23 protein-coding genes and 2 pseudogenes are annotated in these 26491 nt (G+C 62.1%); 12 read left to right on the top strand and 13 right to left on the bottom strand.

The annotated features are described in order from the left end of the window. The first annotated feature begins 2 nt into the window (after positions 1 to 2). The 4 genes and pseudogenes from FHT70_RS19660 (at position 3) to FHT70_RS19650 (ending at position 2877) form a co-directional block, all read left to right on the top strand. The gene (locus FHT70_RS19660; RefSeq protein WP_085781455.1) at positions 3 to 530 is read left to right on the top strand and encodes a DUF4142 domain-containing protein; all 528 of its coding nucleotides are present in this window, start codon (positions 3 to 5) and stop codon (positions 528 to 530) included. Positions 531 to 581: 51 nt separating this feature from the next. Then, positions 582 to 667 (top strand): annotated as a pseudogene (locus tag FHT70_RS30715) (DUF2934 domain-containing protein); the annotation flags it as partial. A 52-nt stretch (positions 668 to 719) separates the two neighbouring features. After that, a complete protein-coding gene (locus FHT70_RS30415; protein ID WP_245362264.1) occupies positions 720 to 977 on the top strand; it encodes a hypothetical protein in 258 nt (85 codons plus the stop codon). Positions 978 to 1092: 115 nt separating this feature from the next. Then, positions 1093 to 2877 carry a thiamine pyrophosphate-requiring protein gene (locus FHT70_RS19650; RefSeq protein WP_183704194.1) on the top strand — a complete coding sequence of 595 codons (1785 nt, stop codon included), beginning with the start codon at positions 1093 to 1095 and terminating at the stop codon, positions 2875 to 2877. Positions 2878 to 2945: 68 nt separating this feature from the next. Here the strand turns inward: FHT70_RS19650 and FHT70_RS19645 are convergent, their stop codons facing one another. The 7 genes from FHT70_RS19645 to FHT70_RS19615 form a co-directional block, all read right to left on the bottom strand. Then, entirely contained in the window at positions 2946 to 3710 is a 765-nt protein-coding gene (locus tag FHT70_RS19645) for a FadR/GntR family transcriptional regulator (protein ID WP_085781452.1), read from the bottom strand. A gap of 25 nt (positions 3711 to 3735) precedes the next feature. Then, a complete protein-coding gene (locus tag FHT70_RS19640) occupies positions 3736 to 4800 on the bottom strand; it encodes a four-carbon acid sugar kinase family protein (RefSeq protein ID WP_183704190.1) in 1065 nt (354 codons plus the stop codon). Then, a complete protein-coding gene (locus tag FHT70_RS19635; protein ID WP_183704187.1) occupies positions 4797 to 5789 on the bottom strand; it encodes an oligopeptide/dipeptide ABC transporter ATP-binding protein in 993 nt (330 codons plus the stop codon). Before FHT70_RS19635 ends, FHT70_RS19640 begins: the two co-directional genes overlap by 4 nt. Further along, entirely contained in the window at positions 5789 to 6796 is a 1008-nt protein-coding gene (locus FHT70_RS19630) for an ABC transporter ATP-binding protein (protein WP_183704183.1), read from the bottom strand. The genes FHT70_RS19635 and FHT70_RS19630 overlap by 1 nt, the downstream gene beginning before the upstream one ends. Further along, on the bottom strand, positions 6793 to 7752 hold the full coding sequence (locus FHT70_RS19625; RefSeq protein ID WP_183704180.1) for an ABC transporter permease: 960 nt from the start codon (positions 7750 to 7752) through the stop codon (positions 6793 to 6795). The genes FHT70_RS19630 and FHT70_RS19625 overlap by 4 nt, the downstream gene beginning before the upstream one ends. 2 nt (positions 7753 to 7754) lie before the next feature. Then, positions 7755 to 8711 (bottom strand): ABC transporter permease, encoded by a 957-nt coding sequence (locus FHT70_RS19620; protein ID WP_183704177.1) that lies wholly within the window; start codon positions 8709 to 8711, stop codon positions 7755 to 7757. A 132-nt stretch (positions 8712 to 8843) separates the two neighbouring features. Beyond that, on the bottom strand, positions 8844 to 10481 hold the full coding sequence (locus FHT70_RS19615; RefSeq protein WP_183704174.1) for an ABC transporter substrate-binding protein: 1638 nt from the start codon (positions 10479 to 10481) through the stop codon (positions 8844 to 8846). 308 nt (positions 10482 to 10789) lie between these two features. On the opposite strand from FHT70_RS19615, the gene FHT70_RS19610 reads away from it, so the two are divergent. The 4 genes from FHT70_RS19610 (at position 10790) to pdxA (ending at position 15386) form a co-directional block, all read left to right on the top strand. After that, the gene (locus FHT70_RS19610; RefSeq protein WP_183704171.1) at positions 10790 to 11695 is read left to right on the top strand and encodes a dihydrodipicolinate synthase family protein; all 906 of its coding nucleotides are present in this window, start codon (positions 10790 to 10792) and stop codon (positions 11693 to 11695) included. Between the two features lie 11 nt (positions 11696 to 11706). Beyond that, entirely contained in the window at positions 11707 to 12894 is a 1188-nt protein-coding gene (locus FHT70_RS19605) for an exo-alpha-sialidase (protein WP_183704168.1), read from the top strand. A gap of 346 nt (positions 12895 to 13240) precedes the next feature. After that, positions 13241 to 14374 carry an iron-containing alcohol dehydrogenase gene (locus FHT70_RS19600; protein ID WP_183704165.1) on the top strand — a complete coding sequence of 378 codons (1134 nt, stop codon included), beginning with the start codon at positions 13241 to 13243 and terminating at the stop codon, positions 14372 to 14374. A gap of 25 nt (positions 14375 to 14399) precedes the next feature. After that, positions 14400 to 15386: a 4-hydroxythreonine-4-phosphate dehydrogenase PdxA gene (pdxA, locus tag FHT70_RS19595; protein ID WP_097599732.1), complete on the top strand. Its 987-nt coding sequence runs from the start codon at positions 14400 to 14402 to the stop codon at positions 15384 to 15386. 327 nt (positions 15387 to 15713) lie between these two features. Here pdxA and FHT70_RS19590 read toward each other — a convergent pair whose 3' ends face one another. From FHT70_RS19590 to FHT70_RS19570, 5 genes and pseudogenes are all read right to left on the bottom strand, one after another. Beyond that, entirely contained in the window at positions 15714 to 16484 is a 771-nt protein-coding gene (locus FHT70_RS19590; protein WP_183704162.1) for an ABC transporter permease, read from the bottom strand. Beyond that, the gene (locus FHT70_RS19585) at positions 16481 to 17269 is read right to left on the bottom strand and encodes an ABC transporter ATP-binding protein (RefSeq protein ID WP_085781440.1); all 789 of its coding nucleotides are present in this window, start codon (positions 17267 to 17269) and stop codon (positions 16481 to 16483) included. Before FHT70_RS19585 ends, FHT70_RS19590 begins: the two co-directional genes overlap by 4 nt. Positions 17270 to 17277: 8 nt before the next feature. Next, on the bottom strand, positions 17278 to 18324 hold the full coding sequence (locus FHT70_RS19580) for an ABC transporter substrate-binding protein (RefSeq protein ID WP_085781439.1): 1047 nt from the start codon (positions 18322 to 18324) through the stop codon (positions 17278 to 17280). Positions 18325 to 18380: 56 nt separating this feature from the next. Further along, positions 18381 to 18818 (bottom strand): VOC family protein, encoded by a 438-nt coding sequence (locus FHT70_RS19575; RefSeq protein ID WP_085781438.1) that lies wholly within the window; start codon positions 18816 to 18818, stop codon positions 18381 to 18383. 107 nt (positions 18819 to 18925) lie between these two features. Beyond that, a pseudogene (locus FHT70_RS19570) lies at positions 18926 to 19787 on the bottom strand (AraC family transcriptional regulator). A 418-nt stretch (positions 19788 to 20205) separates the two neighbouring features. Between FHT70_RS19570 and FHT70_RS19565 the strand changes: the two are divergent. The 4 genes from FHT70_RS19565 (at position 20206) to FHT70_RS19550 (ending at position 24848) form a co-directional block, all read left to right on the top strand. Next, complete coding sequence (locus FHT70_RS19565) at positions 20206 to 21216, top strand: sugar ABC transporter substrate-binding protein (RefSeq protein WP_183704159.1); 1011 nt, start codon at positions 20206 to 20208, stop codon at positions 21214 to 21216. 68 nt (positions 21217 to 21284) lie between these two features. Beyond that, positions 21285 to 22835 (top strand): sugar ABC transporter ATP-binding protein, encoded by a 1551-nt coding sequence (locus FHT70_RS19560; RefSeq protein WP_183704157.1) that lies wholly within the window; start codon positions 21285 to 21287, stop codon positions 22833 to 22835. After that, positions 22825 to 23844, top strand: coding sequence for an ABC transporter permease (locus FHT70_RS19555; protein WP_183704154.1), 1020 nt, complete (start codon positions 22825 to 22827; stop codon positions 23842 to 23844). Before FHT70_RS19560 ends, FHT70_RS19555 begins: the two co-directional genes overlap by 11 nt. A 2-nt stretch (positions 23845 to 23846) precedes the next feature. Continuing rightward, on the top strand, positions 23847 to 24848 hold the full coding sequence (locus tag FHT70_RS19550) for an ABC transporter permease (RefSeq protein WP_183704152.1): 1002 nt from the start codon (positions 23847 to 23849) through the stop codon (positions 24846 to 24848). 23 nt (positions 24849 to 24871) lie between these two features. Here FHT70_RS19550 and glpK read toward each other — a convergent pair whose 3' ends face one another. After that, a complete protein-coding gene (gene glpK / locus FHT70_RS19545) occupies positions 24872 to 26374 on the bottom strand; it encodes a glycerol kinase GlpK (RefSeq protein WP_183704150.1) in 1503 nt (500 codons plus the stop codon). Between the last annotated feature and the right edge of the window lie 117 nt (positions 26375 to 26491).

The following is a 26491-nucleotide window of genomic DNA, read 5'->3' as shown; positions in this document are numbered from 1 at the left end:
TTATGAAACGCTTTGCTATCGCTTCGCTCGCCCTCTCGCTTGCTGTTCCGGCATTCGCGCAATCGGCTGCCGAAAAGAGCGGGGTCAATTCCCTGATCGGCGTGCCGCCGAAAACGGAAGATTTCGTCAAGGAAGCAGCCGCAAGCGACATGTTCGAAATCGCCTCCAGCAAGCTTGCGATCGAACGTGGCGACGATGCGACGAAGGCCTTCGCGCAGCAGATGCTCACCGACCATCAGAAGACCAGCGAAGAACTCAAGGCGTTGGTTTCCGGCGGCAAGGTCAAGGCAGCGCTTCCGAGCGCCATGACGTCGGATCAGAAAAGCATGCTCGACAAGCTGAACAGCCTGCAAGGAGCCGATTTCAACAAGCAATATCACTCCGACCAGGAATCTGCCCATGAGGACGCGGTCGATCTCTTCAAGCGCTATGGCGACGAAGGGGACAATCCAGAACTGAAGGCATGGGCTGCAAGCACGCGCCCCGCTCTGGAACATCATCTCCAGATGGCCGAGGAACTCAACAAGTAAGCGGCAAGACCGCATGGTCAAGGCGATCATGAGGCCCGCCGGGAGGCAAGGATGATCGATGAGGAGACGAGAAGGATCCGCGCCTACCGGATTTGGGAAAGCGAGGGACGCCCGGAAGGTCAGGACCTCGCACATTGGTATCGAGCGGGCGACGAAACGGTTGACCCGGCGCAAGATGGTCGGGATTACATCCGATATTCCCATGGCGCGGCGCCGGCAGGGTCGCTGATCATCAAACTCTATCGATCGAGCAACCAGATCCGGGGATATGTTCGCAAGGTCGCGGAAGGCGACCTGGATGACACGGTCTATCCCGGCGAGGAAATGGAGCCCGAGGCGGCATTCAAACTGGCAGAGTCCCATAGAGGCAACAGCAGCCAGCCCGTCTTCGTCGAACTTGTCGAGGACGTCGAATGGGATCCGTCTTGGGGCCGCCTCCGCGATTAAACCCACGGCTAAAACAGACCGGGTCGAATCGATTGGCCCGGCCCCGAAACTGCGGCTTGATCCGGAGTAGATCCGCTTCCAGCACATTCCACACGATTCCGGGAGAACAGCATCCATGGCGAAAACTGTCGGCGATTTTCTTGTGGCACGGCTTGGCGAATGGGGTGTGCGACGTATGTTCGGCTATCCCGGCGACGGCATCAACGGCGTCTTCGGGGCGCTCCATCGCGCATCCGACAAGATGGAGTTCATCCAGGCACGGCACGAGGAAATGGCGGCTTTCATGGCAGCCGCCTATGCGAAGTTCTCAGGCGAACTCGGCGTCTGCATCGCAACCTCGGGACCCGGCGCCACCCATCTGATCACCGGTCTTTACGACGCTCGCATGGACCATCAGCCGGTTCTCGCCATTGTCGGCCAACAGGCGCGCCGCGCGCTCGGCGGACATTACCAGCAGGAGCTCGACCTTGCCGCCCTCTTCAAGGATGTCGCGAGCGATTTCGTGCAGCAGGCTTCCACCCCGGCGCAGGTGCGCCATCTGATCGACCGCGCGGTTCGCATCGCGCTCGCAAACCGGGCGGTGACAGCGATCATTCTGCCCAACGACCTGCAGGAAATGCCCTATGAGGAGCCAGCGCGAAAGCATGGAACCGTGCATTCGGGTCCGGGTTACCGCCCGCCGCGAGTCTTTCCGCACGGAGACGATCTTCAGGCCGCGGCCGATATTCTGAACGCGGGAAAGAAAGTGGCGATCCTCGTCGGCGCCGGCGCGCTCAATGCCACGGACGAGGTCATTGCCGTTGCGGACCGCCTCCAGGCGGGCGCTGCCAAGGCCCTGCTCGGCAAGGCCGCTCTGCCGGATGACCTGCCATGGGTGACGGGCTCGATCGGCCTTCTCGGCACGGAACCTTCATGGAACCTGATGCGCGACTGCGACACCCTGCTGATGATCGGCTCCGGTTTCCCCTATTCCGAATTCCTTCCGGAGGAAGGCCGGGCGCGCGGCGTGCAGATCGACATCAATCCCGACATGCTGTCGCTGCGCTATCCGATGGAGCTCTACCTGACGGGTGATGCGGCCGAAACGCTCAGGGCGCTGCTGCCTCTGTTGCGGGAAAATCCTGATACCAGCTGGCGGCAAACGATCGAGAAAGACGTCGCCTCCTGGTGGAAGACGCTGGACGAGCGCGCCCACGTCGACGCCAATCCCGTCAATCCGCAGCGCGTCGTCAGCGAACTTTCGCCGCGGCTGCCGGCAAATGCCGTTGTCACCAGCGATTCCGGCTCCTGCGCGAACTGGTATGCACGGGACCTGAAGATGCGCCGCGGCATGAAGGCATCGCTTTCCGGCGGACTGGCCTCGATGGGGGCTGCCGTCCCCTACGCAATCGCCGCCAAATTCGCGCATTCCGATCGCCCCGTCATCGGCCTGGTAGGCGACGGCGCCATGCAGATGAACAATCTCGCCGAGATGATCACCGTTGCCAAATACTGGAAGGACTGGGCCGATCCGACTTTCGTCATCTGCGTCTTCAACAATCAGGATCTGAACCAGGTGACATGGGAGCAGCGGGTGATGGAGGGCGATCCGAAATTCGCAGCGTCGCAGTCCATTCCTGACATAGCCTATCACAAGTTCGCCGACCTCATCGGATTGCGCGGCATTTTCGTCGACCAGCCGGCTCAGCTCGGCGCCGCGTGGGAGGAAGCTCTGAGCGCCAATTGCCCCGTCATCCTCGAAGTAAAGACCGATCCGGAAGTGCCGCCGCTGCCGCCGCACATCAGCTTCGAGCAGATGCGGAACATCACCTCTGCCTTGATGACGGGGGATCCGCATGAAGCAGGAGTCATTGCCGGCACCTTCCGCCAGCTCTTTGCCGGCATCCTGTCACGGCGGTAGCTCACCGCATCGTTTCGCGGCGAGCATTTGGACGCCGCCCCTTTACGCAGGTTGCAACCGGGGGTGCCTCAGAAGGACAGGTCGAGCACCCTGCCCTCGAAGAGACGGTCGCGAGAACCTTCGAGATGCGCCTTCATCAACCTTTGCGCATCCTCCGGCCTGCCATCGGCGATCGCCTTGTAAATGGCGTTATGCTCTTCATAGACCTGTTCTAACCCTTGGCGCGGGCCGAGCAGGGAAAGGCCGTGGAGATGCATGCCGACCGCGATATGGGCTTTCAGTGCATCGATCGAGGCCGTGTAATAATGATTGTTGGCAGCCTCCGTCACCGCGCGATGGAAAGTGAAATCGGCATCGGCCCGGTGAAGCTGATGGCTGGTCGCCTCGCGCAGATCCGCAAGGGCGCTGGCGATCTTCTGGATGGCCTGCTCATTGCGTCGCTTGGCGGCAAAATAGGCGGCGGCCGGCTCGATGGTCAGGCGGAATTCGTAGCAGCGCTGAATATCGGCAATGGTTTTAACAGGCGAATAGGCGAGTTGCGTCGTCGGCGACCCATGCGCGCTGACGAAGGTGCCCGCGCCTTGCCGGGCATAGACCATGCCCTGATCGCGCAGCCGTGCCAGCGCATCACGGACGATAGGCCGGGAAACACCCAGCATCGAGGCCAGTTCGTGTTCGCCTGGAAGGCGTGAATCCGGCGGATAGTTTCCGCCGCGGATCCGCTCGAGCAGCTGGTCGAAGACACGGTCGACCAGCTTGACGGCCTTGCCGCGTTCGGGCTTGCCCGGCGGGCCGGCTTCCGCGTTCAAAGATTCGCCATTCGCGTCAACCACGTGTCATATTCTCCCCGACGGTATCTTATGCCGCCTGATTCCGAAGAACCAGTTTTAGCAGACTATCCGGTTTGCCGAAGCCCCCCGACTTGACGGCGCACCGAAAACGCCGGCCATCGGCGGCCGTCACATCGAACCACGGAATGCCGGCTTCTATCTCGCCCTGGGGCGCCAATACCCGCACCCCCAATGTGCGGAAAACGGCAAGAGCCGTATCGCCGCCCCCGACCATCAGCATATCCGGCCTCGTATCATCGATGACAGCCTTGACGCCTGACGCAAAGTTGCGAACGACGAGCCCCGCATCGACCGCCATATCGCCTGTGCAACGCAACAGCACCGGCAGCGCCAGACCCTCGCCACATTCGATCTCGCCCATCGGCGCATCCAACACCACGCGTAGGGCGCCCGTGCCTTCAAGCCGGCTCATCTGAGCGACAGTGATCGGATCGCGCGAGCCGAAGGCAAACAGGGTCCGAGGGCTTGCCGCAAATTCCCTCCTAGTCGACTGACCTGCCTCGCCGAGGCGGCGGGCAAGTGCGGCGCCGAGACCCCGGGCGCCGACGGCAAGGGTCGTCTGCCAGTCATGTGCCGCGGCGATCTGGTCAAGATCGGCATCGTCCCCGGCATCGGCAACGACAACGCGGTCCGCACCCCTTTTGAACAGCTCAGCGATCGGCAGCGGACGGTTGATGCCGCGGCCGACGACACAGCCACGGTAGGTCAACCGCTCCTGATCGGGAATGGCGGGCGCAACGAGGATGGCCTTCAGGTCGAATGCCTTCGCGAGCGCCATGCTTTCCGCCGCGACATTGCCCTTCAACCGGGAATCGATCTTCTTCATGACGACCGCAGGCTTCTCGCCACGAAAGACATCCGCCGCCAATTGAACTCTTTCGGCAGCTTCGCGCTCATCCAGTGCGCGGGAGGCGGTGTTGATGACGACGACATCGCAGGCGGTAGCCACCGCCTCCCGCGCCGCCTCTATATCGATGGCGACGGCGACCGAAAGGCCAGCTTCGACAAAGGGCGTGCCGGTATCGAGAGCGCCGGTCAGATCGTCGGCAATGATCGCCACCTTCAGCGTCATGCGATTTGCTCCGTATTGACGGCGTGGCAGGCGACGAGGTGGCCAGGCCTAGCTTCTTTCCAGGCGGGGATGACCTTGCTGCAGACATCCATGGCGATCGGGCAGCGCGTATGGAAACGGCAGCCCGAAGGCGGGCTCAGCGGGCTCGGCACGTCGCCCTGCAGGATCTGGCGCTGACGGGTGCGCTCCAGTTCCGGATCGGTCTCCGGAACGGCCGACAGCAGCGCCTTGGTATAGGGGTGCAGCGGATTGTCGAAGAGGTCCTCGCGGGTGGCCAGTTCGGCCAGCCGCCCGAGATACATGACGCCGACGCGGGTGCTGATGTGGCGCACGACGGCAAGATCATGGGCGATGAAAAGATAGGTCAGCCCGTATTTCTCCTGCAGATCGAGCAGCAGGTTGATGATCTGCGCCTGGATCGACACGTCGAGCGCCGATATTGCCTCATCGCAGACAATGAATTTTGGCTGGCAGGCGAGCGCCCGGGCGATGACGACGCGCTGGCGCTGACCGCCGGAAAGCTCGTGCGGGTAACGCTGGGCAAAGCGTGTGGGCAGGCCGACATCGGTGAGCAGCGTCGCCACCCTCTCCTTCAGCTCGGCCTTGGCGCAGAGCTTATGAAAGAGGATCGGCTCGCCGATCGCTTCGCCCACCGTCATGCGCGGATTGAGCGTCGAATAGGGATCCTGGAAAACGATCTGCAGGTCGCGGCGGAAGGGCCGCATCTGCTTTTCGTCGAGCGTGGCAAGGTCCTGGCCCTTATAGACGACCTTGCCGCTGGTCGCCTTGTAGAGGTTGAGGATGGTGAAACCTGTCGTCGACTTGCCGCAGCCGGATTCGCCGACGAGGCTCAGCGTCTCGCCTTCCATGATGTCGAGATTGACATTGTCGAGCGCATAGACGGTTGCCGAGCGTTCGCCGAATGCGCCAAGCTTGACATGAAAATGCTTGACCAGGTTTTCGACCTTGAGCAGCGGTTGAGCAGCCATCACGCGGCCTCCTGCATTCTCTGGACGACGAAACAGGCGGCGCGATGATTGCTGCTGCCGGCGAGCAGTTCGAGCCGTGGCACCTTCTCGTGACAGATTGTTTCGGCGAGCGGGCAGCGCGGCGCAAAGGGGCAGCCCTTCGGCCGACGGCCGGGCTCCGGCGGCGTGCCGCCGATCGAGCTCAGCCGGCTTGCCGGCGGATCTGAAAGTTTCGGGATCGAGGACAGCAGGCCGCGCGTATAGGGATGGCTCGGCCGGGCGTAGAGCTCGTCGACCGGCGCGTCCTCCACGACCGTGCCGGCATAGAGAACGGCGACGCGATCGACGAGACCGGCGATCAGCGCCAGATCATGGGTGATCCAGACGACGGACATGCCGAGCTTGGCTCTGAGATCCTTCACCAGATCGACGATCTGCGCCTGGATGGTGACGTCGAGCGCCGTCGTCGGTTCGTCGGCAATCAGGAGCTTGGGATTGCAGGCAAGGCCGATGGCGATCATCACGCGCTGGCGCATGCCGCCCGAAAGCTCGTGCGGAAAGGCCTGCAGCCGCTCTTCCGGGCCGGGAATGCCGACGAGGCGCAACAGTTCGACAGCGCGGGCGCGGGCTTCCGCCTTCTTCATGCCGCGGTGATAGATCAGCGGCTCGCAGATCTGGGCGCCGACGCGCATGACGGGATTGAGCGAGGTCATCGGATCCTGGAAGACGAAACCGATATCGCCGCCGCGCACCTTGCGCAATTCACGATTGGACATCGTCTGCAGGTCGCGGCCGTCGAAGGTGGCCGAGCCCTTGGCGACCTTGATCTTGTTCGGCAGCAGCCGCATCAGGCTCAGCATGGTGAGGCTCTTGCCGCAGCCGGATTCACCGACGACGCCGAGGGTCTCGCCCTTGTCGACATGCAGATCAATGCCGTCGACGACGACGGCAGGGCCGTTGCGGCCGTCGATCTCGACGGTGAGACCCCTGACGTCGAGCAGGCGTTCTGTGCTTTTCGTGTTCATCATTTGCTGCCCCGCGGATTGAGCGCGTCGTTGAGGCCGTCGCCGAGGAAGCTGAAGGCAACCGAGGCAAGGCCGAGCACGGCCGCCGGAGCGGCGAGAAGATGCGGATAATGCTGCCAGACGCGAAGACCGTCCGAAATCATGTTGCCCCAGCTCGGCGTCGGCGGATTGACCCCGACACCGAGGAAGCTGAAAGCGCTTTCCAGCACCATCGCCGTGCCGAGACCGGCGCTGACCGAGACGATCAAAGGCCCGAGCGCATTCGGCACGACATAACGCTTGATGATGATCCAGTTGGAAAGGCCAAGCGCCTGAGCAGCCGTAATATAGGGCCGGCTGCGGATCGACAGCACCTGGGCGCGCACCAGACGGGCGTAGGGCGGCCAGGAGATCAGCGCCATCGACCCGAAGACGAGAATGAAATCCACCCATATGGTCTGGCGGTAGAAGGGATTGAGGGTCTCAAGATAACGGGCCTCCATCCACTTGGTGATCGGCGATTTCAGCGAAGCGTTGATGACGACGACGAGCAGCAGGTTGGGAACCGACATCGTCACATCGGTCAGCCACATGATAGCGCGGTCGAAAGGGTTGCCGAAGAAACCGGCGACGGCGCCGAGCGTGAGGCCGATCAGCACCGCAAAAAAGGTGACGATCACGGCGACGAGGAAGGCTGTCCGCGTGCCGAAGACGACGCGGCTGAAGACGTCGCGGCCGAGATCGTCGGTTCCGAAGAGGTGGCTCATCGACGGCAGCGCGTTGCGGGCGTTGAGGTCCTGGCTCAGATAATCATAGGGCGTGAGATATGGCCCGAAGATCGCCGTGAAAGCGAGAATTAGAACAACCATGAGACCGAAGACGGCAAGCTTGTTGCGCCGCAGACGATGCCAGGCGTCGCGCCACAGGCTGACCGGCGGCTCATCCACGGTTTCGGTGGTGGAAAGAGGGATTGCAGACATGGTCAGCGGCTCCTTCTTGAATCATTGGCGCGCGGGTCGAGCAGCGGATAGAGCACGTCCACCAGCAGGTTCGACACCATGACCAGGAACGATCCGATCAGCGTAATTGCCAGGATGACGGGATAATCGGAATTGATCAGCGCCTGCACAGTCAACCGGCCGAGACCCGGCAGGCCGAAAACGAGTTCGACGAAGATCGCACCGTTGACGATGGTGATCATGATCAGGCCGAGCTGGGTCACGACAGGCGTCAGCACCGGCCGCAGGATATGGCGCAGCGCCACGACGATCTCCGGCACGCCCTTGGCGCGCGCAGTGCGGACGAAATCCTCCGACAGAACCTCGATGACGGCGGCCCGCGTCTGGCGCACGATCAGCGCGATCGGCTGGAAGGAAAGCACGAGCAGTGGTAGCAGGATGCGGACATCAAGGATGCCGCCCCAGCCGTAGGGTACGCTCGCACCTGGCAACAGCACGATGAGGCCGACCATCAGCAGCGGCCCGGCGACGTAGGCCGGGATCGCCCAGAGAAAGAGCGCGGAGCCCAGAATGGCATAGTCGATGCGCGAATTCTGATTCAAGGCAGCGATCATGCCGAGCGGTATCGCGACGACGGCCGTCAGGATGATGGAACAGAGGGCAAGCTGGAACGAGACAGGTGCGGCGGCCGAAACCATCGCCCAGACGGCGCGGCCCGATGTCAGCGAATTGCCGAACCGGCCGTGCAGCAGGTTCCAGATGTAAAGGCCGAACTGTTCGATGAAGGGCCGGTTGAGACCCGCACTTTCGCGAATGGCCTCGATGCGCTGCGGATTGTAGGCGACGTCGCCCGGCGCGCGCAGGAAGATGAGCTTGATCGGATCGCCGGCGCCGTAGAAAGCCAGCGCGTAGACGGCCAACATCACCACGAGAACGGACGGAATCCAGATGGCGAACCGAGTTAGCACGTAGCGCAGCAAGGGGCCACCTCCCACCTGTTGAACGATGCGCTCCCGCTCTTTGCTGAAGCCCGGCGGATCGCATCTCTTCTTGAAATTTGCGCGAAGACCCTGCGGCCTTCGCGCGCTTATTGACAGGACGATCGTTCCGGATCAGCCGATGGAAATGTTCCAGGGCTCGACGATCTGCCAGTCAAGGTTCTTTTCCAGGCCCTTGACTTCCTTGGTGGCCCAGCGCGACATCGCCTGAGAATACCATGGGATGAAGGCCCAATCCTCGCGGAACGCCTTCTGGGCTTCCTGGGCGAGAGCGATACGCTGCGGATCATCCGCAGCCTTGGTCGTCGCTTCGGCGAGAGCGCTGTCAACCTTCTCGTTCTTGTATCCGCCGAGCTTGTTCTGTGCGTTCGACGAGGTCGAGGCGATGGAGCCCGCAAGATAAGAGACGGCATCGGGAACGCGAGTGCCGACGTCATCGCGGAAGATCTGGACCGAATTCTGGTCCGGGCCGGCATAGGAATCCTGTTGCGGCTTCATATCGACGGCCGTGATGCCGAGGTTCTGGCGCCACTGCTCGGCGATGAACTGGGCGGCGGCCTGAATGGCCGGGCCGGAAATACCGACGAACAGGATCTTCGGCAGGCGCTCCGGGCCGCCATAGCTCGATTCGGCAAGCAGCTTCTTTGCAGCCGCCGGATCATAGGGATAGGGCTCGAAGCCGGAATTATCGGCGCCCGGAACCGAATTGAGGATCTGGTCGGCCTTCTTGTGCGGCCCGTCGGGATAGGACGCCTTGAACAGCCCATCGCGATCGACCGCCATGATCAGCGCCTGGCGGACCTTCGGGTCGTCCATCGGCGCACGGGAGATGTTGAACCAGAAGTGCTGGCTGGTCGGGATCAGCGGGCCGGCCGAGAATTCAGGACCGAGATCCTGGATGATAGTCGAGGTGATGAGCTCGGTATGGGCATTGAACTCTCCCGACTTGATCAGCGAAGTCGCGCTGACATTGTCCTCGATCGAGGTGATGTCGATGCGCGCCAGCTTCGGCTTCGGGCCGAAGAAGTTCTCGTTCGGCTCAAAGGAGAGCTTGCCGGCGTCGATATCAAGGCTCGTCAGCTTGAAGGGGCCGGAGAAGACCGGCTTATTATCAGGCTTGTACCAGTCGATGATTTCCTCGCCGTCGCTGCCGCGCGACTGCGACGCCTTGGTGATCGGTGCGATGTGGTTTGCCAGGCGCATGAAGAAGATCGGATCGGCAGCGGCGAGCGTCACCACGACCGTGCCCTCGTCGGGCGTCGCGACGCCGGTCAGTTCGTTGCCGGAGCCGGCGGCGATTTCGGCATAGCCCTTGACCTTGCTCAGCACCTGGTCGGCGCGCTGGCTCTTGGTGTTCGGCATCGAGGCGACTTCCCATGAACCCTTGACGTCGGCCGAAGTGATCTTGCTGCCGTCGGAGAAGACGGCCTTGGGATCGATCTTGAAAGTCCAGACGGTGTTGTCGGCCGATTCCCAGCTGGTGAAGACGTAAGGCTTGATATTGCCTTCGCTGTCGAAATACATCGGCGCGGCCCACCAGATGGAATTCCAGCGGAAGGTTCTGCCGCCGCCGCGCAGCGGCGACCAGTCCTGATCGAAGGCCGGATGCGCGACCTTCAGCACCTGGCCTTCATCGGCCAGCACGATGCGCGCATTCATACCGAACACGGTGAGGCCGACGCCGGCCGCAAGGCCGAGCTTCAGCGCGTTGCGACGTGAAATATTGGTTTTATCCGATTGATCAAAAGACATGGCATTCCCTCCCACGGTGAATTCGGCAGCGTTCTCCCTGCGCCTGCCGGGCGCAGCACAATCCGTCGCCTATCGTTCACTCGTTATTGTAAATATGTCAACGAAAAATCGCAGTTTTGACCCGTGGAAAATTTTAGGCTTAAAATAATTCAACAATTACAATAATATAGATTATCGCTCTCTTATTAATCAATTTTGTCTTCTTGACAAAAGCGTCACGATGGAAAAGTTCTTGGCACTCATCGCCACAGACGAACGACAATTTTTCTGCGCAGCCAGCCCGGCAAGCGCGCCTAAGGGAGGGCGGAATGAGCCATCACAGGATTACAGGCGTTTTCAGCGCGGCCGCTACGCCGCTGACCGCAGATAACGCGCCGGATCTCGCTCTTTTCACCGATCATTGCCGTCGGCTGCTGGCCGAGGGATGCCACGGCGTAGCCCTGCTCGGCACCACCGGCGAGGCCAACTCCTTCTCAGGAGCCGAACGCCGCGCCATTCTGGAAGCGGCGCTGGAAGCCGGCATTCCTGCCGGTAAGCTGCTGCCGGGCACCGGCGTCGTCGCCATTCCCGAAACCGTCGAACTGACCCGGCACGCGCTGTCGCTCGGCGTCACCAAGGTCGTGATGCTGCCGCCCTTCTACTACAAGGGGGTTTCCGACGACGGTCTCTTCGCCGCCTATTCGCAGGTGCTGGACAAGGTCGCCGACACGCGCCTGCAGGTCATCCTCTACCATATCCCGCAGGTCTCAGGCGTACCGCTCTCCATTCCGCTGATCGGCCGGCTGATCGCCGCCTTCCCGGAAACCGTCGTCGGCATCAAGGAATCTGCTGGCGATTTCCACAACATGCAGGCAATCATCTCCGCCTATCCCGGCTTCTCCGTGCTGGCGGGCGCCGATCCGCTGCTGCTGCCACTGTTGAAGGCCGGAGGTGCGGGCTGCATCACGGCAACCTCCAATCTCGTGGCGGATTCGCTGCGCACCGTCTACGACCACGTCCATGACGAGGGGCGTGCCAGCGACGTCGAGGCGGCGCAGGCGCGCATCAACGCCTATCGCACGCTCTCCAACTCCTACGTCCAGATCCCGACGATCAAGGCAATGGTCGGGCTGAAGACAGGCAATCCCGCCTGGAAGCGCACGCGCGCACCGCTGATGCCGCTCAGCGAAGCGGATTATGCCGCACTCGCCGAAAGCTACGCCAAGCTGCCCTGAGGAGACCCGCCATGAGCTTTACCGGCCTGCGCCCCGAAGCCGTTCCCGCCCTGATGACCGGGATCATCGCTCCTCATCCCTCCTTCAAAGGCCGCGCGGATGCCTATCTGCCCTCGCCCTGCATTCAGAACCACGCGGCAAATCTTGCTTTTCTGCCCGACGGTACGCTGACCTGCGTCTGGTTCGGCGGCACGATGGAGGGCATGGGCGATATCTCGATTTACATGTCGCGGCTGGCGCCGGGCTCCGATCGCTGGTCCGAGCCGGAGAAGATGAGTGACGATCCGGAGAAATCCGAGCAGAACCCATTGATTTTCAACGCTCCTGACGGAAAGACATGGCTGCTCTATACCTCGCAGACCTCGGGCAACCAGGACGGTTCCGTTGTCAAATGCCGGATATCCGAGGATGGCGGCCGGACTTTCGGCCCGGTCCGGCTCCTCTGCGACAGCCCCGGCACATTCGTTCGCCAACAGATCGTCGTGAACGACAGGGGCGAGTGGCTGCTTCCGGTCTTCCGCTGCGTCGGCCTCGACGGACGGCGCTGGAGCGGCGACGCCGATACGGCAGCGGTTCTGATCTCGCGCGACGGCGGTGCGAGCTGGCAGATGCACGACATTCCGAACAGTATCGGCGCCGTGCACATGAACATCCTGCCGCTCGGCGGCGACGAGATGGTCGCCTTCTACCGCAACCGTTTCGCCGAAAACATTCTTTCCAGCCGATCGAGTGACGGCGGCAGGACGTGGAGCGCGCCCGAGCCCACGGAACTGCCGAACAACAATTCCTCGATCCAGGCGACACTCCTGAATGATGGAGGAATCGCAATGGTTTATAACCATTCGAATGCAGTCATGTCGGACGCGCGGCGCCAGTCTCTCTATGACGAAATCGAGGGCGACGAGGCTGGAGAAACGGCCGCCGTCCTCGCCGATATCGGTCGCAAGGCGGTCTGGGGTGTTCCTCGTGCGCCCCTGAGCCTTGCGATATCAAGGGATGGCGGCAAGAGTTTTCCGCATCGCATGGATCTCGATACGGGTGACGGGTTCTGCCTCAGCAACAATTCCAAGGACTCGCTGAACCGCGAATTCTCGTATCCCTCGGTCATCCAAGGCGGCGACGGTACACTTCATGTCGCCTACACCTACTATCGGCGGGCGATCAAATATGTGCGCCTCGCCCCGCCACTCCTGCCGTAGCGAGGCGGCCGCTGGCTTGTTGTAAATTTGCGTCCCATCTAGCGCGAAAAGGTCGCTGGCATGATCGGTTCGGCCGACTGAACGTGGAGAAATTGACAACAGAGTTGGCAGCCTCGTCGCCAGCGCAGTGAAGGCCGGCTCGCACCGTCTACTATCGACGAAGTTCAGCTATATATCTGATTATAATTATCAAACATCAATGCAGATGGCTGCTGAAACCTGAATCCAGCGCATATCAGACGATAAAATTTCGCGCTCTCAGAAATGCCCGCTTGACTTCGATATGACAACTTTACATTAAAGAGGGCGACACTATTGCCGCAAGATCCTGCAGGGAGGACTGGTCATGGCCAGCTTGGGTTCGCCAATCACGATAATTCGGCCGCATCAGATCGAATTCGGCATCGGCACGGCAGGAAAGCTCGGCAAATGGGCTGCCGAGAAAGGTTATCGGCGCACGCTTGTCATCTCGGACGCTTTCAACGCTTCGCGCGTCGACGTGCTGGAACTGGAGGGCGAGGTTGCGGTTTTCTCCGAAGTAACGCCTGAGCCTGATACGGGCAATCTCGACAAAGTGCTGACTGCGGCCAACGCCGCCGATGCCGAGCTGGTCGTCGGCTTCGGCGGCGGCAGCGCCATGGATCTGGCAAAGCTCGCCGCCGTTCTCGCCGGTTCCGGGCAGACGCTGCATGAGGTCGTCGGCCCGAACAGGGTGCGCGGGCCGCGCAAGGTGGGACTCGCCCAGGTACCGACAACCTCGGGCACCGGCAGCGAGGCCGGCATCCGCGCGCTCGTCACCGACCCTGCGACGATGGCGAAGCTTGCTGTGGAGAGCCTGCATATGCTGGCCGACATCGCAGTCGTCGATCCAGCCCTGACCTTCAGCGTGCCGGCGCGCACCACCGCCGCAACCGGCGTCGACGCCATGGCCCATTGCGTCGAGGCCTTCACCAACCGCAAAGCCCATCCGATGGTCGACATCTATGCGATCGAGGGAACGCGGCTCGTCGGCAGATATCTCGCCCGCGCCGTCAAGGATGGCAACGACGCAGAGGCGCGCGCCGGCCTATCGCTCGCCTCGCTCTACGGCGGCTTCTGCCTCGGCCCGGTCAATACCGCCGGCGGCCATGCTCTCGCCTACCCTCTCGGCACGCGCTGGCACGTGGCGCATGGAGCGGCGAATGCCCTGATCTTCCCGCATGTTCTCGCCTTCAACACGCCGGCGGCCGCGGAGAAGACGAAAGCGGTGATGGCAGCGCTCGGCTATGAAGCCTCGGAAAATACGGCATCGGTCTTCGATGCGGCTTATGCTTTTTGCGCCGAACTCGGCATTGAGATGAAGCTCTCCGGCCTTGGCGTGCCGGAAAGCGATCTCGACGCCATGGCTGACGACGCCTTTGCCATTCGCCGTCTGCTTGATAACAATCCGCGTGATCTCAGCCGAGCCGACATCCGCTCGATTTACGCGGCCGCCTTTTAATACTGTTTCAGAAGGGACTTTGGTGATGGACAGGAATGCGAAAGTCGCCGTGACGTTGGGCGATCCGGCTGGAGTCGGCCCCGAGGTGATCGTCAAGGCCTTGGCGGCGCTTCCGAGTGAAGAGCGCCGCGATTTCGTCATCGTCGGCAATGTGGAAGCGCTGGAGCGGGCTGACCGAGTTAGCGGCACCGGGTTGAAGTTCGTGCCTGCCGATGGATCCGATGACGACAGGATTGCCGTCGATGAAGTCCCGCTCGGCGCACCGCTGCCGGAGATCGGCAAGGTCAGCCCGGTCGCGGGCGATGCGTCCGTGCGCTATATCACCCGCGCCGTCGATCTCGCCATGTCCGCCAAAGCCGATGTCATCGTCACCGCGCCGATCAACAAGGAGGCGATGAACCTTGCCGGTCATCACCATGACGGCCATACCGGGCTTCTCGCGCATCTCACGGGCTCGAAAAGTTCCTTCATGCTGCTGGCCTCCGAGCGGCTGAACACCATCCACGTCTCGACCCATATCTCGCTGAAGGGCGCGATCGAGCGCGCCAAGACCGAGCGGGTGCTGGCAACCATCGAAGCCGGCCACAGGCATTTCCTGCGCCTCGGCAAGACCGCGCGCATTGCTGTTGCCGGCCTCAACCCCCATTGCGGCGAAAACGGCCTGTTCGGCACCGAGGACATGGAGTTTCTGGCGCCGGCCGTCGAGCAGGCACAGGCTCGGGGTATCGATGTCGTCGGCCCGATCTCCGCCGATACGGTGTTTGCCCGTGCCTATAACGGCGCCTTCGATCTCGTCATCGCCCAGTATCACGACCAGGGCCATATTCCGATCAAGCTCGTCGCCTTCGAAACCGCGGTCAACGTCTCGCTCGGCCTGCCGATCGACCGCGTCTCGGTCGACCACGGCACCGCCTTCGACATTGCCGGCACCGGCAGGGCCAACCACGTCAACATGCTGTCCGCCATCGCCTATGCCCGGCTGATGGCCCGCTCGCCGCGGCGGCAGGTGTGATTGCGCCAAGATGTCGAACAGTGCCAACATCATAATCTGCTGACCAAGTCTCATCCGTCCGGCGTTTTGGTCTACTGTGCGGAAAGGTTGATTGAACCCCAACCCCGTCACATGCCCGGCGGTCCCAGAACACGGGGGCGGTGATCGAGGGGAATTCCGGGTGGGCCGGGTTGATCAAGATGTTACGGTGGACGCGGGCGACGACGCTTGTCACCGCAACATGGCGCAGCGTTCTTCTTGCGACATTTTTCGCCGAAAGACTTGCTACGGCGGCCGGCATGCTGTCCCAACCGGGCAGCGCGGGGCGGCGTTCGCTTGTGCCGGGCCTCAGCTTTGCCCTTGATGCAGCCGACGGAAAATCCGCTCGATCTGGGCGACAACGGAAAAAAAGACGATGCCGGAGAGAGAAGCGAGCACGACGGCGGCAAAGAGCCTTTCCGCCTGATAGTTGAACGTCGACTGAATGATGACAGCGCCCAGCCCCTGGTTCGAGCCGATCCACTCCCCGACGATCGCGCCGATCACACAGGTGGTTGCCGAAATGCGCAGCGACGCAAACAGCAAGGGGGCGGACCGTGGCGCGCGCAGGCGCCAGAACGTTTCCCACCCACTCGCCGAAAGCACATGCATCAGCTCAAGCTCGCTTACAGTCGCCAGATTGAGGCCCCGGGCGGTATTCACCAGAGTTGGGAAGAAGCAGATGAGAGCGGCGATGATGACCTTCGGGAGCATGCCGAGGCCGAAGACGAGAATGATGATCGGCGCGAGCGCCAGCACCGGAATCGTGTTGAAGAGCAGGACAACGGGAAAATAGGCGGCCTGGAAGCGCGGATTATAGACAAAGGCAACCGCCAGTATCACGGCGAGACCATTGCCCAGGAGGAAGCCGAGGCCCGCCTCGCCCCACGTCGGGACGGCGTTCGACAGCAGGAGGCGCCATTCGATGCCAAGCGTACGCATGATCGCCAGCGGCGTGGGAACGATATAACTCGGGACACCGAGCGCCGGCACCAGGCACTGCCAGGCGAGGAGCAGCGAAAGGGCGCCGATAACGGGAAGGCCGATCGCCTCTGTGAGGGACAACGGACGGTGCGTCATGCAGCCGCACTCCCCTCCTGCAGCAATCCCCGCAGATGGGCGGCGGTCTCCTGGACATCGAGGCTCTCGCGCCGACAGAGGCCGCGCTCGTCTTTCAGCGGTTTTAGGTCGATCAGCGCCTGGACGCGGCCCGGATTGGCGGCCAGGACCAGCACGCGTCCGCCGAGATAGATCGCCTCGACGACGCTGTGGGTTACGAACAGGATAGTCGTGCCGGTCCGTCGCCAGACGTCCAGAAGCTCATCGTTCAGTCGTTCGCGGGTAATTTCGTCGAGCGCACCGAAGGGCTCGTCCATGAGCAGGATGTCCGGCTCGCATTGAAGAGCGCGCGCTATGGCGACGCGCTGGCGTTGTCCGCCGGACAATTGATGCGGATAGCGGTCGGCCAGATGCGACAGGCCGACCAGCTCGATCCAATGGTCGGGCCGCGGATCGACCGATCGCGAGATGCTCTTCTTCCCCACCTGCAGCGGCAGCGCGACATTCTCCCTCACGGTCCGCCAGGGCAACAGCGTTGCGTCCTGAAAGACGAAGGCGACCTCGCGTCGCCGGCGCGCCTCAGAGGCAGTCCTGCCGAGCACCGACAACCGCCCGTCAAGGGTCGGAAGAAGATCTGCCACCGCACGCAAGAAGGTCGACTTGCCGCAACCGGAAGGGCCGAGAATGGTCAGAAATTCGCCCCTGCCGACGCTGAGGTCGACGCCGGACAGAATGCGGGTCGTCTCGACAGCGCCAGCATAGCCGATAGTCAGATTCTTGGTTTCGATGGCCACTGCTTCAGGCAAATCCGCTCTCACGCAATCTTTGGGCGGTCACCCGCCGTCATAGCCAATATCTCAGTCGTATAGCAATCCTCCAGCTTCGGCGCGCCGCTCTTGAACTGGCCGATCTTGTCGTAGACGGAAATCTGCTCGGCGAGAGCGGCTGGATCGAAGCTGCCCCAGCCGTTCCTGCCGGTCTCTGCGTCGAAACTCAGCGACAATATGCGCGGTACCGTCTTCAGTTCCACGGCAAGATCGAGCTGCGGATAGGCCTCCACCGTCAATTTCACCGCCTCTTCGGGATGTTCATGCGTCCAGGCCCAGCCCTTGGCGACGGCACGCAGCACCTTTGCCAGCGTCTCGGCATGGCCGGTCACGGCATCGTCGGTGGCGAAATAGACATTGGCATAAGATGGCAGGCCCGTTTCCTTCATCATCAGATCGATGCGGTCGGGGCCGATGACGGAAAGGGCCTGCGTGTTGGTGATCCATCCGGTGACCGCATCGACCTGGCCGGTCATCAGTGGCGTCATGTCGAAACCGATATTGGTAATGGCCAGGCTCGAGGGATCGATATTGTTCTTCAGCAGGATGGCATCGAGCACGTAACGGGCCGTCGGCTGGATGCCGATACGCTTGCCGACCATATCCTTGACGGTGCGGATCGGCGCCTTGGGCAGCGAATAGAAGGCGAAAGGCGCCATGCGGAAACCGCAGGCGAAGATCTTGATCGGCACGCCGGATGACCGGGCAAGAAGAAGCTGTGCCGAATCCGAGAATTGACCGAGCTGCGCATCACCCGTGATCACAGGCGGCACCGTTGCCGAATTCGGCCCCCCAGGGGAGAACTCGACGTCGAGACCCTCGGCCTCAAACAGGCCTTTCTTGGCGGCAACGATATCGCCGATCTGTCCATTGCTCATCAACCAATCGTATTTGATGACGACTTTGGATGCGGCGGCGTTCGAATGACGCGGTACGAACACGCTGATCCCCGCCGCCGCCGCGGCAAGAGCAAAGGCTCCCCCCTTAAGGACGCTACGTCTGCCGACCATGATTTGTTTGTCATACCCGTTCATTTGCTTGCCTTCCCCTAGTTGGTTTGCCGGACGGCCGGCTGGGCCGCTTATGCTCGTTATCGCGGTTCGATGTCGCCGATCGGGCCGCCTTCAGACCACGCATAGATCTCCCAGAGATTGTCGTCGGGGTCGGCGAAATAGCAGCATCGCGCATTCCAGACGTAATTCTGCGGCGGCGCGTGGAAGAGCACGCCGGCAGCCTTCAGCTCCGTATAGGCAGCATCGACCTGCTCTGGCGAGGCAAGCTCGATGGCCGCGCAGGCCTTGTGTACGCCCGGAGGAGCCCGGCGGCTTGAGACACCAGTATTCTCGGCGATATGCGCGATCTCCCAGAGCGCCAGCGTGACGCCCGCGCCTTTGAAGTCGGCAAAGCCGGGAGCGCGGCGGCGCGGCCTGAAGCCAAGCCGCTCGACATAGAAGGCAGACGCTCTTTCGATGTCCTCGACCAAAAAACAGATGTCGGTGATCGGATTGGTTTGGGCAAAAGCGGTCATACAGGCCTCCTGATGTGAAAAGCCTCGCAGACCACAGCCTCAAGAGATTTCAAATTCGTGCGGTTATCTTTCGCAAAATTGCTGATTCGCCACCGGCGGGCGCCGGCTCAAAGACGGACCGAACGCTGGTATTCCTTCGGTGTCGCCCCCATCAGGCGGCGAAAGACGCTGGAGAAATGCGCCTGGCTGGAAAAGCCTGTGGCGTAAGCGATGCTTGCGAGCGTCTCCTTGCCATCGGCGAGATAAAGTCGCGCCCGCTCGATCCTGCGTTCGAGGACGAAGCGATGCGGCGCCACGCCCGCCGCCCGTTTGAATTCCCGGCTGAAGTGAAAGGGGCTCATATGGGCCACACCGGCCAGCTCCTCCACACTCAGATCGGATTTGCCAAGCAGGTTCTCGATGTAATCGATCACGCGCCGGAGATTCTCCGATGTCAGCGGACGATCGCCGGCCTCAGGTCTGGCGCCTAGCAGTTTTACAACGCAACAGGCGAGCGCCATTCCCAGATGCTGCATCAAAAGCAGGTCGTCGCGCCCGGTCTTCTCGACGGCAAAGGCAAGAGAAAGGGCAACCTGCAGCGTTGTCGGATCAGTCGTTGCGCTCAGTGCATCACTATCCCAATGCTCCGGATCGAAGCGAGAGCCCCCGAGGCTGCTGTAGAGCGCAGGTGACTGGAAGATCGAGATATAATCCGCCGCATCGCCCTCGACTTCAAGGACCGTGGCAGCCGGTTGAAATCCCAAGGTGAACGGCGGCCTTTCAACTTTGCGGAAGGCCCCGCTTCCAAGCCGATAGGCATCTGCCGTGCGCCGTACGGTTGATCGAAATTCTATGAAGCGAGCCCTTCGAAACCATCTGTCCCGCAGCGCTGCGATAGGTCTCAACGATCATGTCGCGTTGCACGAAGGCCTTGTAGCCTCCAAGGGATGGCCGGCTTATTGAGAAAATCTGCGGGTCGATCTCGGGCATAGTTTCATTCTCCCTGGCAGAGAAGAGGCAAGTTGCGCGCCAAATGGAAGCCAGGCTTCGCGCTGGATATCGACGTCGTGGGATAAAACCCGACGGTGCCCACTTAAATCGTGGTTTTAAGACCGCTGTCGGCCCACACGGCACCACGGCCTAGCAGGCGTTCATCCACGGCAAATTTGGTCGCATGCGCAAGAATTATGCAATGCATGTTTCTTCCTGATCGGTGGCTGCAGACCGTCGGATCGCTCTCAACAGCGCCCGGCATCCGAAATCATTCCCGGTCACGGCAAACCGCAGCCAGGAATGCGCTTTTGCTCCGTCCACTCTTTTCCCCGGAAATGGTCTTTTTGGAAATTCGTTTCTCCCCATTCCTATTAGTACACTTAATTTATAGACATCATCAATTTGGAGAGTGGCAATGACCATCGAAAAATCCGGAAGCGGTCTCGCAAGACGAGACCTGTTGAAACTGTCCGCCGCGGCCGGGGTTGCCGTCGCCGGTGCTTCGCTCATCGGGCAGAAGCCGGTTTTTGCGACCGAAGAGCTCTCGCTGAAAGGCAAGCGCATCGCCATCAGCGCCACCGGCACCGATCATTTCTTCGACCTGCAGGCTTACAAAGCTCAGATCGAAGAGGTGAAGCGTCTCGGCGGCGAGCCGATCGCCGTCGATGCCGGGCGCAATGACGGCAAGCTCGTTTCGCAGCTTCAGACGCTCATCGCCCAGAAGCCGGATGCGATCGTTCAGATCCTCGGCACACTGAGCGTTATCGATCCCTGGCTGAAGAAGGCGCGTGATGCCGGCATCCCGGTTCTGACCGTCGACGTCGGCTCGACCAATTCGATCAACAATACCACGTCAGACAATTGGGGCATCGGCAAGGATCTGGCGCTGCAGCTCGTCTCCGATATCGGCGGCGAAGGCAATATCGTCGTCTTCAACGGCTTCTATGGCGTGACCCCCTGCGCGATCCGCTACGACCAGCTGGTCAATGTCGTCAAATATTTCCCGAAGGTGAAGATCCTCCAGCCGGAACTGCGCGACGTCATCCCGAACACCGTACAGGACGCCTTCACCCAGATCACGGCGATCCTCAACAAGTACCCGGAAAAGGGCTCGATCAAGGCGATCTGGTCGGCCTGGGACATTCCCCAGCTCGGCGCGACCCAGGCGCTGACGGCAGCAGGTCGGACCGAAATCCGCACCTATGGCGTCGATGGCAGCCCCGAAGTGCTGCAGCTCATCGCCGATCCGAATTCGCCTGCTGGCGCCGATGTCGCGCAGCAGCCGGCAGAAATCGGCCGCACTGCCATCCGCAACGTCGCAAAGCTGCTCGCCGGCCAGACGCTGCCGCGCGAGACCTATGTTCCCGCACTTCTGGCCAACAAGCTCAATGTCGGCGAAGTCACCAAGAAACTCGGCATTGGCTGACGCAGCCTGACGGACGGTCCGGCCATGCCGGACCGCTCAAGATTGGCCACCACGTCGGGATGGATTGCATGACTGCCATTTCCTTCAAGCAGCCGGTGACGGCGCGAGACGACATCATCCGCTTCGAAGGCATCGTCAAACGTTTCGGCGGCGCGCAGGCGTTGGCAGGCGCGTCGCTGATCGTAAAACGCGGAACGATCCACGGTCTTGTCGGGCAGAATGGTGCCGGCAAGTCGACGCTGATCAAGCTGCTTGCCGGCCTCCATCAGCCGGATGACGGGCGGATCGAGATCGAAGGACAGACGTTCGACAGGCTGACGCCGCATCTTGCCGAGGCGCTCGGCATTCACTTCATTCACCAGGATCGGCTGCTGGTGCCGACCTTCACCGTCGGTGAAGCGCTGTTCCTCGGCCGGGAACCGCGTATGTCGGGCACGCCTTTCCTCGACCGGCGGCTGATGCAGCGCCGCGCTTGCGAAATCCTCAACGACTATTTCGGCGTCCGATTGCCAAACACTGCCCTGATCGGCGAATTGTCGACGGCCGAAAAGCAGATCGTCCAGATCACCCGTGCGCTCCTCAATCAGCCGAAGGTGCTCGTGTTCGACGAGCCGACGGCGGCACTGGTGCGCCGCGAGGCCGATATTCTCTTCCGGCTGATCCGCCGCCTGCGCGATGAAGGCGTAACCATCGTCTACATCTCGCACTACCTGAACGAAATCGAGGAACTCTGCGATCACGTCACCGTGCTGCGCAACGGACTTGATGTCGCTTCCGTGCCGATCGGGGAGACTTCGGCCGCGGCGATCGCCCGGCTGATGGTCGAGCGGGATATCAAGGAGATGTTTCCGAAGCCTGAGGTCGCGCCCGGTGAAGAGATACTCAACGTCGAGCAGCTGTCGGCGCCGGGAAAATACAGCGACATCAGCTTCTCGCTTCGCCGCGGCGAGGTGCTCGGCCTCACCGGCCTGCTCGGCTCCGGCGCAAAGGAACTGGTTCGTGCTCTCTTCGGTCTGGAGTCACCGTCTTCCGGCCGCATCGAAATCAACGGCAAACCGGCCCGTTTTGCCAATCCGACTCAGGCCGCCAGCCACGAGATTGCGCTGGTGCCGGAAGATCGGCGCCGTCATGGCGTTGCGCTCGATCTCAGTGTTGCCGAGAATACCAGCCTTTCCAGCCTCGCCCGCTTCACGCGCTTCGGCTTTCTCCATCGCAAGCGCGAGCAGCGCGAGATCGATGCCCTGATCACGCGGCTGCAGGTGAAAGCCAGCGGGCGCAATGCGCTTCTGCGCACGCTCTCGGGCGGCAACCAGCAGAAGGTGGCGATCGCCAAGTGGCTGAGCCGACACTCCGAAGTCTATCTCCTCGACGAGCCGACGGTCGGCGTTGATATCGGCTCCAAGGTCGAGATCTATACACTGATCGGCGAACTTGCGGCGCGGGGCGCCGGCGTCATCGTGCTGTCTTCTGATCTGCCCGAACTCATCGGCATCACCGATCGTATCCTCGTGCTTTTCCGCGGTCGTGTGGTGCGAGAATTCATCTCGTCGGAGACCACGGCGGATGCCGTGCTGGCGGAATCGACCGGGTCGTCGGAGGGACATCGCCATGTCGGCTGAAGTGGAATTCGCGCCTGCCGGCTTTTCGGCAATAGAACCGCCTCCCCGGCCGAGCGGCAACATCGCGGCTGCGGCGCTGCGTTTCGGATCACTGATCGCTTTCGCAGCCATTCTGATCGTCTTCTCGCTAACCGCACCTTACTTCCTCAGTGTCGGCAATATCGGCAACGTGCTCGGCCAATCCGCCATATCAGGCGTACTCGCCATCGGGCTGACGGTTGTTCTGATTGCCGGCGGCTCCAACGTCGTCACCGGCGGCATCGATCTCTCGCTCGCGGCCAATATGGGCCTTAGCGCCGCCGTCTACGCCACCTTGACCCAACTCGGCTACGGCGACGCGGCGGCGGCCTCGGCGGCAATCGGGACCGGGGCGCTGATCGGCACGGTCAATGCCGTTGCCGTCGTTTATGCCGGGATCGTTCCGTTGCTGGCCACGCTTGCCGTGATGAACGTCGTTGCCGGCCTGGAACTGGTGCTGACCCAGAATACCGTCCTGCCCGCCTCCACGCCCTTTCTCTCCGCGCTTTCGGCGTCTGATCCCCTGGGCCTGCCGGTTCTTGCCTATGTGCTTCTCGGCTTCACGGCACTTGCAGCGGCCATCGTCCAATATACGCCGCTTGGACTGCGTCTTTATGCCGTCGGCGAGTTCCCGGAGGCAGCGCGCGCCGCCGGCTTGCCGCTTCGCCGGCTACTATCAGGCGCGTTCATCGCCAGCGGCGTGTCCGGCGGCATTGCCGGTATCCTGTCGGTTTCCTATCTGAGCGGCAGCACGACCGGCTCCGGCGAGATGCTGCTGCCCGTCGTCGTCACCGCTTTGCTCGGTTCGGTCTTTTCGCGCCGGCTGGTTCCCACGATGGCCGGCACTTTCCTCTCGGCTCTTTTGGTCGGATTCCTCACCAACGGCTTCCAGCTGCTCAACATTTCGAGCACGCTGGTCAGCGGCATCCAGGGCTTGCTCATTCTCATCGTGGTCTCCGCGACCACCCTGTTGCGCCGGCGGGAGGCCTGATCATGTCGCTCCAGAGTTCGACACCTGCCGTTACCGACCTGCCGCGCCTCATCGCTGCCGGCGCGGCGCGCTACGGCCTCGTCCTCGCGCTCGTCGCGGTGTCCACCATCTTCTCCGCGGCAACGCCGACATTTCTGACGCTTGCCAACCTCCAGAGCATCCTGGTCAACAATTTCACGCTGCTTGCCATCGTTTCCATCGCCATGACCTTCGCCGTCTCCTCGGGCGGCATCGATCTCTCTGTGGGAACGGCGATGGATTTTGCGAGCTTCGCCTTCGTCTCCCTCGTGCTGGCAGGTCAGCCGGTGGCGATTGCCGCTCTTGCCGGACTAGCGGCAGGAGCACTCGTCGGTGCCTTCAACGCGCTGCTAATCTCAGGGATCGGTGTCTCGCCCTTCCTTGCAACGCTCGGCACGCTGTTCATCGGCCGCAGCGTCCAGCAATTGCTGACCAATGGCGGCAACCCGGTCTACCTGTCGCCGAGCGGTGTGCCGGAAGCCTTCCGCGTTCTCGGCCACGGCACGATCGGCGGCTTTCCGGTGCCGCTCGCGGTCGCGATCCTCATCATAGCTGCTGCCGCGGTTGTCTTTGCCCGAACGCGTTTCGGCCGAGTCATCCTGTCGATCGGCATCCAGCCGGCCGTCGTTCGCTATTCCGGCATCGCGGCATCGGCCCATATTGCCGCTACCTTCGTCATCGTCGGCTTGATCGCGGCTGTCGCCGGCTTGATCCTGACGGCGACCGTTGCCGTCTATATCCCCTCCTCCGGCAATGCCTTCCTGCTGAATGCCATCGGCGCGACCTTCATCGGCACGACTCTCAGCCCGCTTGGGCGGCCGAACGTCGGCGGCACTGTCCTCGGCGTGCTGCTGCTCAGCATCGTCGCCAACGGGCTGCTGTTGACCGATCTTAATTTCTACTGGCAGCAGGTCGGCACGGGCACGCTGATCTTTGCCGTGCTCGCCCTAAGCTTCATCAACAGGAAATCCGCCGGCCGCGCATAAGAGCTGCCGTATCCGCGGATATGTCAGCCCGCCGAGCTTTCCGAAATCATTCGCGACACGGCGTTTCTCCAGCCGATGATCTTGCCCTGCCGCTCGGTCTCTTCCATCGACGGGCTGAAGCGGCGGTCGCAGGCCCAGGCCTCCGCAAAATCGCGCTTGCCGGGCCAGATGCCGGCCTTCGAACCGGCGAGCCAGGCGGCTCCGAGCGCCGTCGTCTCGCGGATGGCCGAGCGGTCGACGGGATTTCCCGTGATGTCTGCCAGGCACTGCATCGTCCAATCCGAAGCCGCCATGCCACCATCGACGCGCAGCACGGTTTCCAACTGGTTGGCGCCCCAGTCCTTCTTCATCGCCACCAGCAGGTCGAGCGTCTGATAGGCGACGGATTCAAGCACCGCGCGGGCAAATTCCGCCGGGCCGCTGTTGCGCGTCAGGCCGAAGATCGCGCCACGCGCGGCCGGATCCCAATAGGGCGCGCCGAGGCCGGTGAAAGCCGGAACGATATAGACCTGCTGTCCGGGATCTGCTTTGGTGGCCAGAACCCCAGCCTCGGAAGCCTGGCTGATGATGCCGAGGCCGTCGCGCAGCCATTGCACGGCCGCACCCGCAATGAAAATCGAGCCTTCGAGTGCATAGGTCGTCTCACCGTCGAGCCGGCAGGCAATGGTCGTCAGCATCCGGTTGGAGGAGGAAACACGGTCCCGGCCGGTGTTGAGCAGAGCGAAGCAGCCGGTGCCATAGGTGGATTTCATCATGCCGGGGTCAAAGCAGGCGTTGCCCACGGCCGCCGCCTGCTGGTCGCCGGCGACGCCGAGGATCGGCAGCGCGACCCCGAACAGAGCTTCGTCGACCCGGCCGAAATCATCGGCGCATTCCTTGACCTCGGGAAGCATGGCTGAGGGAATGCCGAGAATGCCGAGAAGCTCCTCGTCCCAGGCGCCGTCATCGATATTATAGAGCAGCGTTCGCGAGGCATTGGTCGCATCGGTGGCATGCACACGGCCGCCGGTCAGCTTGTAGATCAGCCAGCTGTCGATCGTGCCGAAGCAGACCTCGCCTGCCTCCGCCTTCTCCCGCAGGCCATCGACATTGTCGAGCAGCCAGCGCAGCTTCGTTCCGGAGAAATAGGGGTCGAGCAGCAGGCCGGTCTTGGCGCTGAACAGCTTCTCATATCCGTCAGCCTTCAGGCTCTCGCACATTTCGGCCGTGCGCCTGTCCTGCCAGACGATCGCGCGGTGAAGCGGCGTGCCGGACCTGCGATCCCAGACGACCGCCGTCTCGCGCTGATTGGTAATGCCGATTGCCGCGATCACGGCGGCGTCAATACCAGCATCGGCGATCGCCTTGCGCACCGTGTCGATGACGGACTGCCAGATTTCGGCGGCGTCATGCTCCACCCATCCGGGCTGCGGATAATATTGGGTGATCTCCGCCTGCGCCGAGCCGGCCATTTTCATGTCGCCATCGAAGATGATGGCGCGTGAAGACGTCGTGCCCTGGTCGATCGAAAGAATATAGCCGCTCATATCCGTCTCCGGCTCGCACGAAACAGCTCAGCCCGCTGCGGAGCAGCAGGATGCGGAGGTTTCATAAGAGAAAGATTGTAGGGCCACCGGCTTGCTGCCGGTGGCAGGAAGTGGTGG

Source organism: Rhizobium sp. BK049, from assembly GCF_014193135.1.
Lineage (GTDB): Bacteria > Pseudomonadota > Alphaproteobacteria > Rhizobiales > Rhizobiaceae > Rhizobium.
Note: the sequence above shows the minus strand (reverse complement) of the source record. Positions and strands in the feature narration are given on the sequence as shown.

Bases quoted from the DNA above. Each gene is read 5' to 3' on its own strand.
- FHT70_RS19660 (WP_085781455.1), top strand. From the start codon at position 3: ATGAAACGCTTTGCTATCGCTTCGCTCGCCCTCTCGCTTGCTGTTCCG.
- FHT70_RS19650 (WP_183704194.1), top strand. From the start codon at position 1,093: ATGGCGAAAACTGTCGGCGATTTTCTTGTGGCACGGCTTGGCGAATGG.
- FHT70_RS19640 (WP_183704190.1), bottom strand. From the start codon at position 4,800: ATGACGCTGAAGGTGGCGATCATTGCCGACGATCTGACCGGCGCTCTC.
- FHT70_RS19635 (WP_183704187.1), bottom strand. From the start codon at position 5,789: ATGGCTGCTCAACCGCTGCTCAAGGTCGAAAACCTGGTCAAGCATTTT.
- FHT70_RS19630 (WP_183704183.1), bottom strand. From the start codon at position 6,796: ATGATGAACACGAAAAGCACAGAACGCCTGCTCGACGTCAGGGGTCTC.
- FHT70_RS19625 (WP_183704180.1), bottom strand. From the start codon at position 7,752: ATGTCTGCAATCCCTCTTTCCACCACCGAAACCGTGGATGAGCCGCCG.
- FHT70_RS19615 (WP_183704174.1), bottom strand. From the start codon at position 10,481: ATGTCTTTTGATCAATCGGATAAAACCAATATTTCACGTCGCAACGCG.
- FHT70_RS19610 (WP_183704171.1), top strand. From the start codon at position 10,790: ATGAGCCATCACAGGATTACAGGCGTTTTCAGCGCGGCCGCTACGCCG.
- FHT70_RS19605 (WP_183704168.1), top strand. From the start codon at position 11,707: ATGAGCTTTACCGGCCTGCGCCCCGAAGCCGTTCCCGCCCTGATGACC.
- FHT70_RS19600 (WP_183704165.1), top strand. From the start codon at position 13,241: ATGGCCAGCTTGGGTTCGCCAATCACGATAATTCGGCCGCATCAGATC.
- pdxA (WP_097599732.1), top strand. From the start codon at position 14,400: ATGGACAGGAATGCGAAAGTCGCCGTGACGTTGGGCGATCCGGCTGGA.
- FHT70_RS19590 (WP_183704162.1), bottom strand. From the start codon at position 16,484: ATGACGCACCGTCCGTTGTCCCTCACAGAGGCGATCGGCCTTCCCGTT.
- FHT70_RS19580 (WP_085781439.1), bottom strand. From the start codon at position 18,324: ATGAACGGGTATGACAAACAAATCATGGTCGGCAGACGTAGCGTCCTT.
- FHT70_RS19575 (WP_085781438.1), bottom strand. From the start codon at position 18,818: ATGACCGCTTTTGCCCAAACCAATCCGATCACCGACATCTGTTTTTTG.
- FHT70_RS19565 (WP_183704159.1), top strand. From the start codon at position 20,206: ATGACCATCGAAAAATCCGGAAGCGGTCTCGCAAGACGAGACCTGTTG.
- FHT70_RS19560 (WP_183704157.1), top strand. From the start codon at position 21,285: ATGACTGCCATTTCCTTCAAGCAGCCGGTGACGGCGCGAGACGACATC.
- FHT70_RS19555 (WP_183704154.1), top strand. From the start codon at position 22,825: ATGTCGGCTGAAGTGGAATTCGCGCCTGCCGGCTTTTCGGCAATAGAA.
- FHT70_RS19550 (WP_183704152.1), top strand. From the start codon at position 23,847: ATGTCGCTCCAGAGTTCGACACCTGCCGTTACCGACCTGCCGCGCCTC.
- glpK (WP_183704150.1), bottom strand. From the start codon at position 26,374: ATGAGCGGCTATATTCTTTCGATCGACCAGGGCACGACGTCTTCACGC.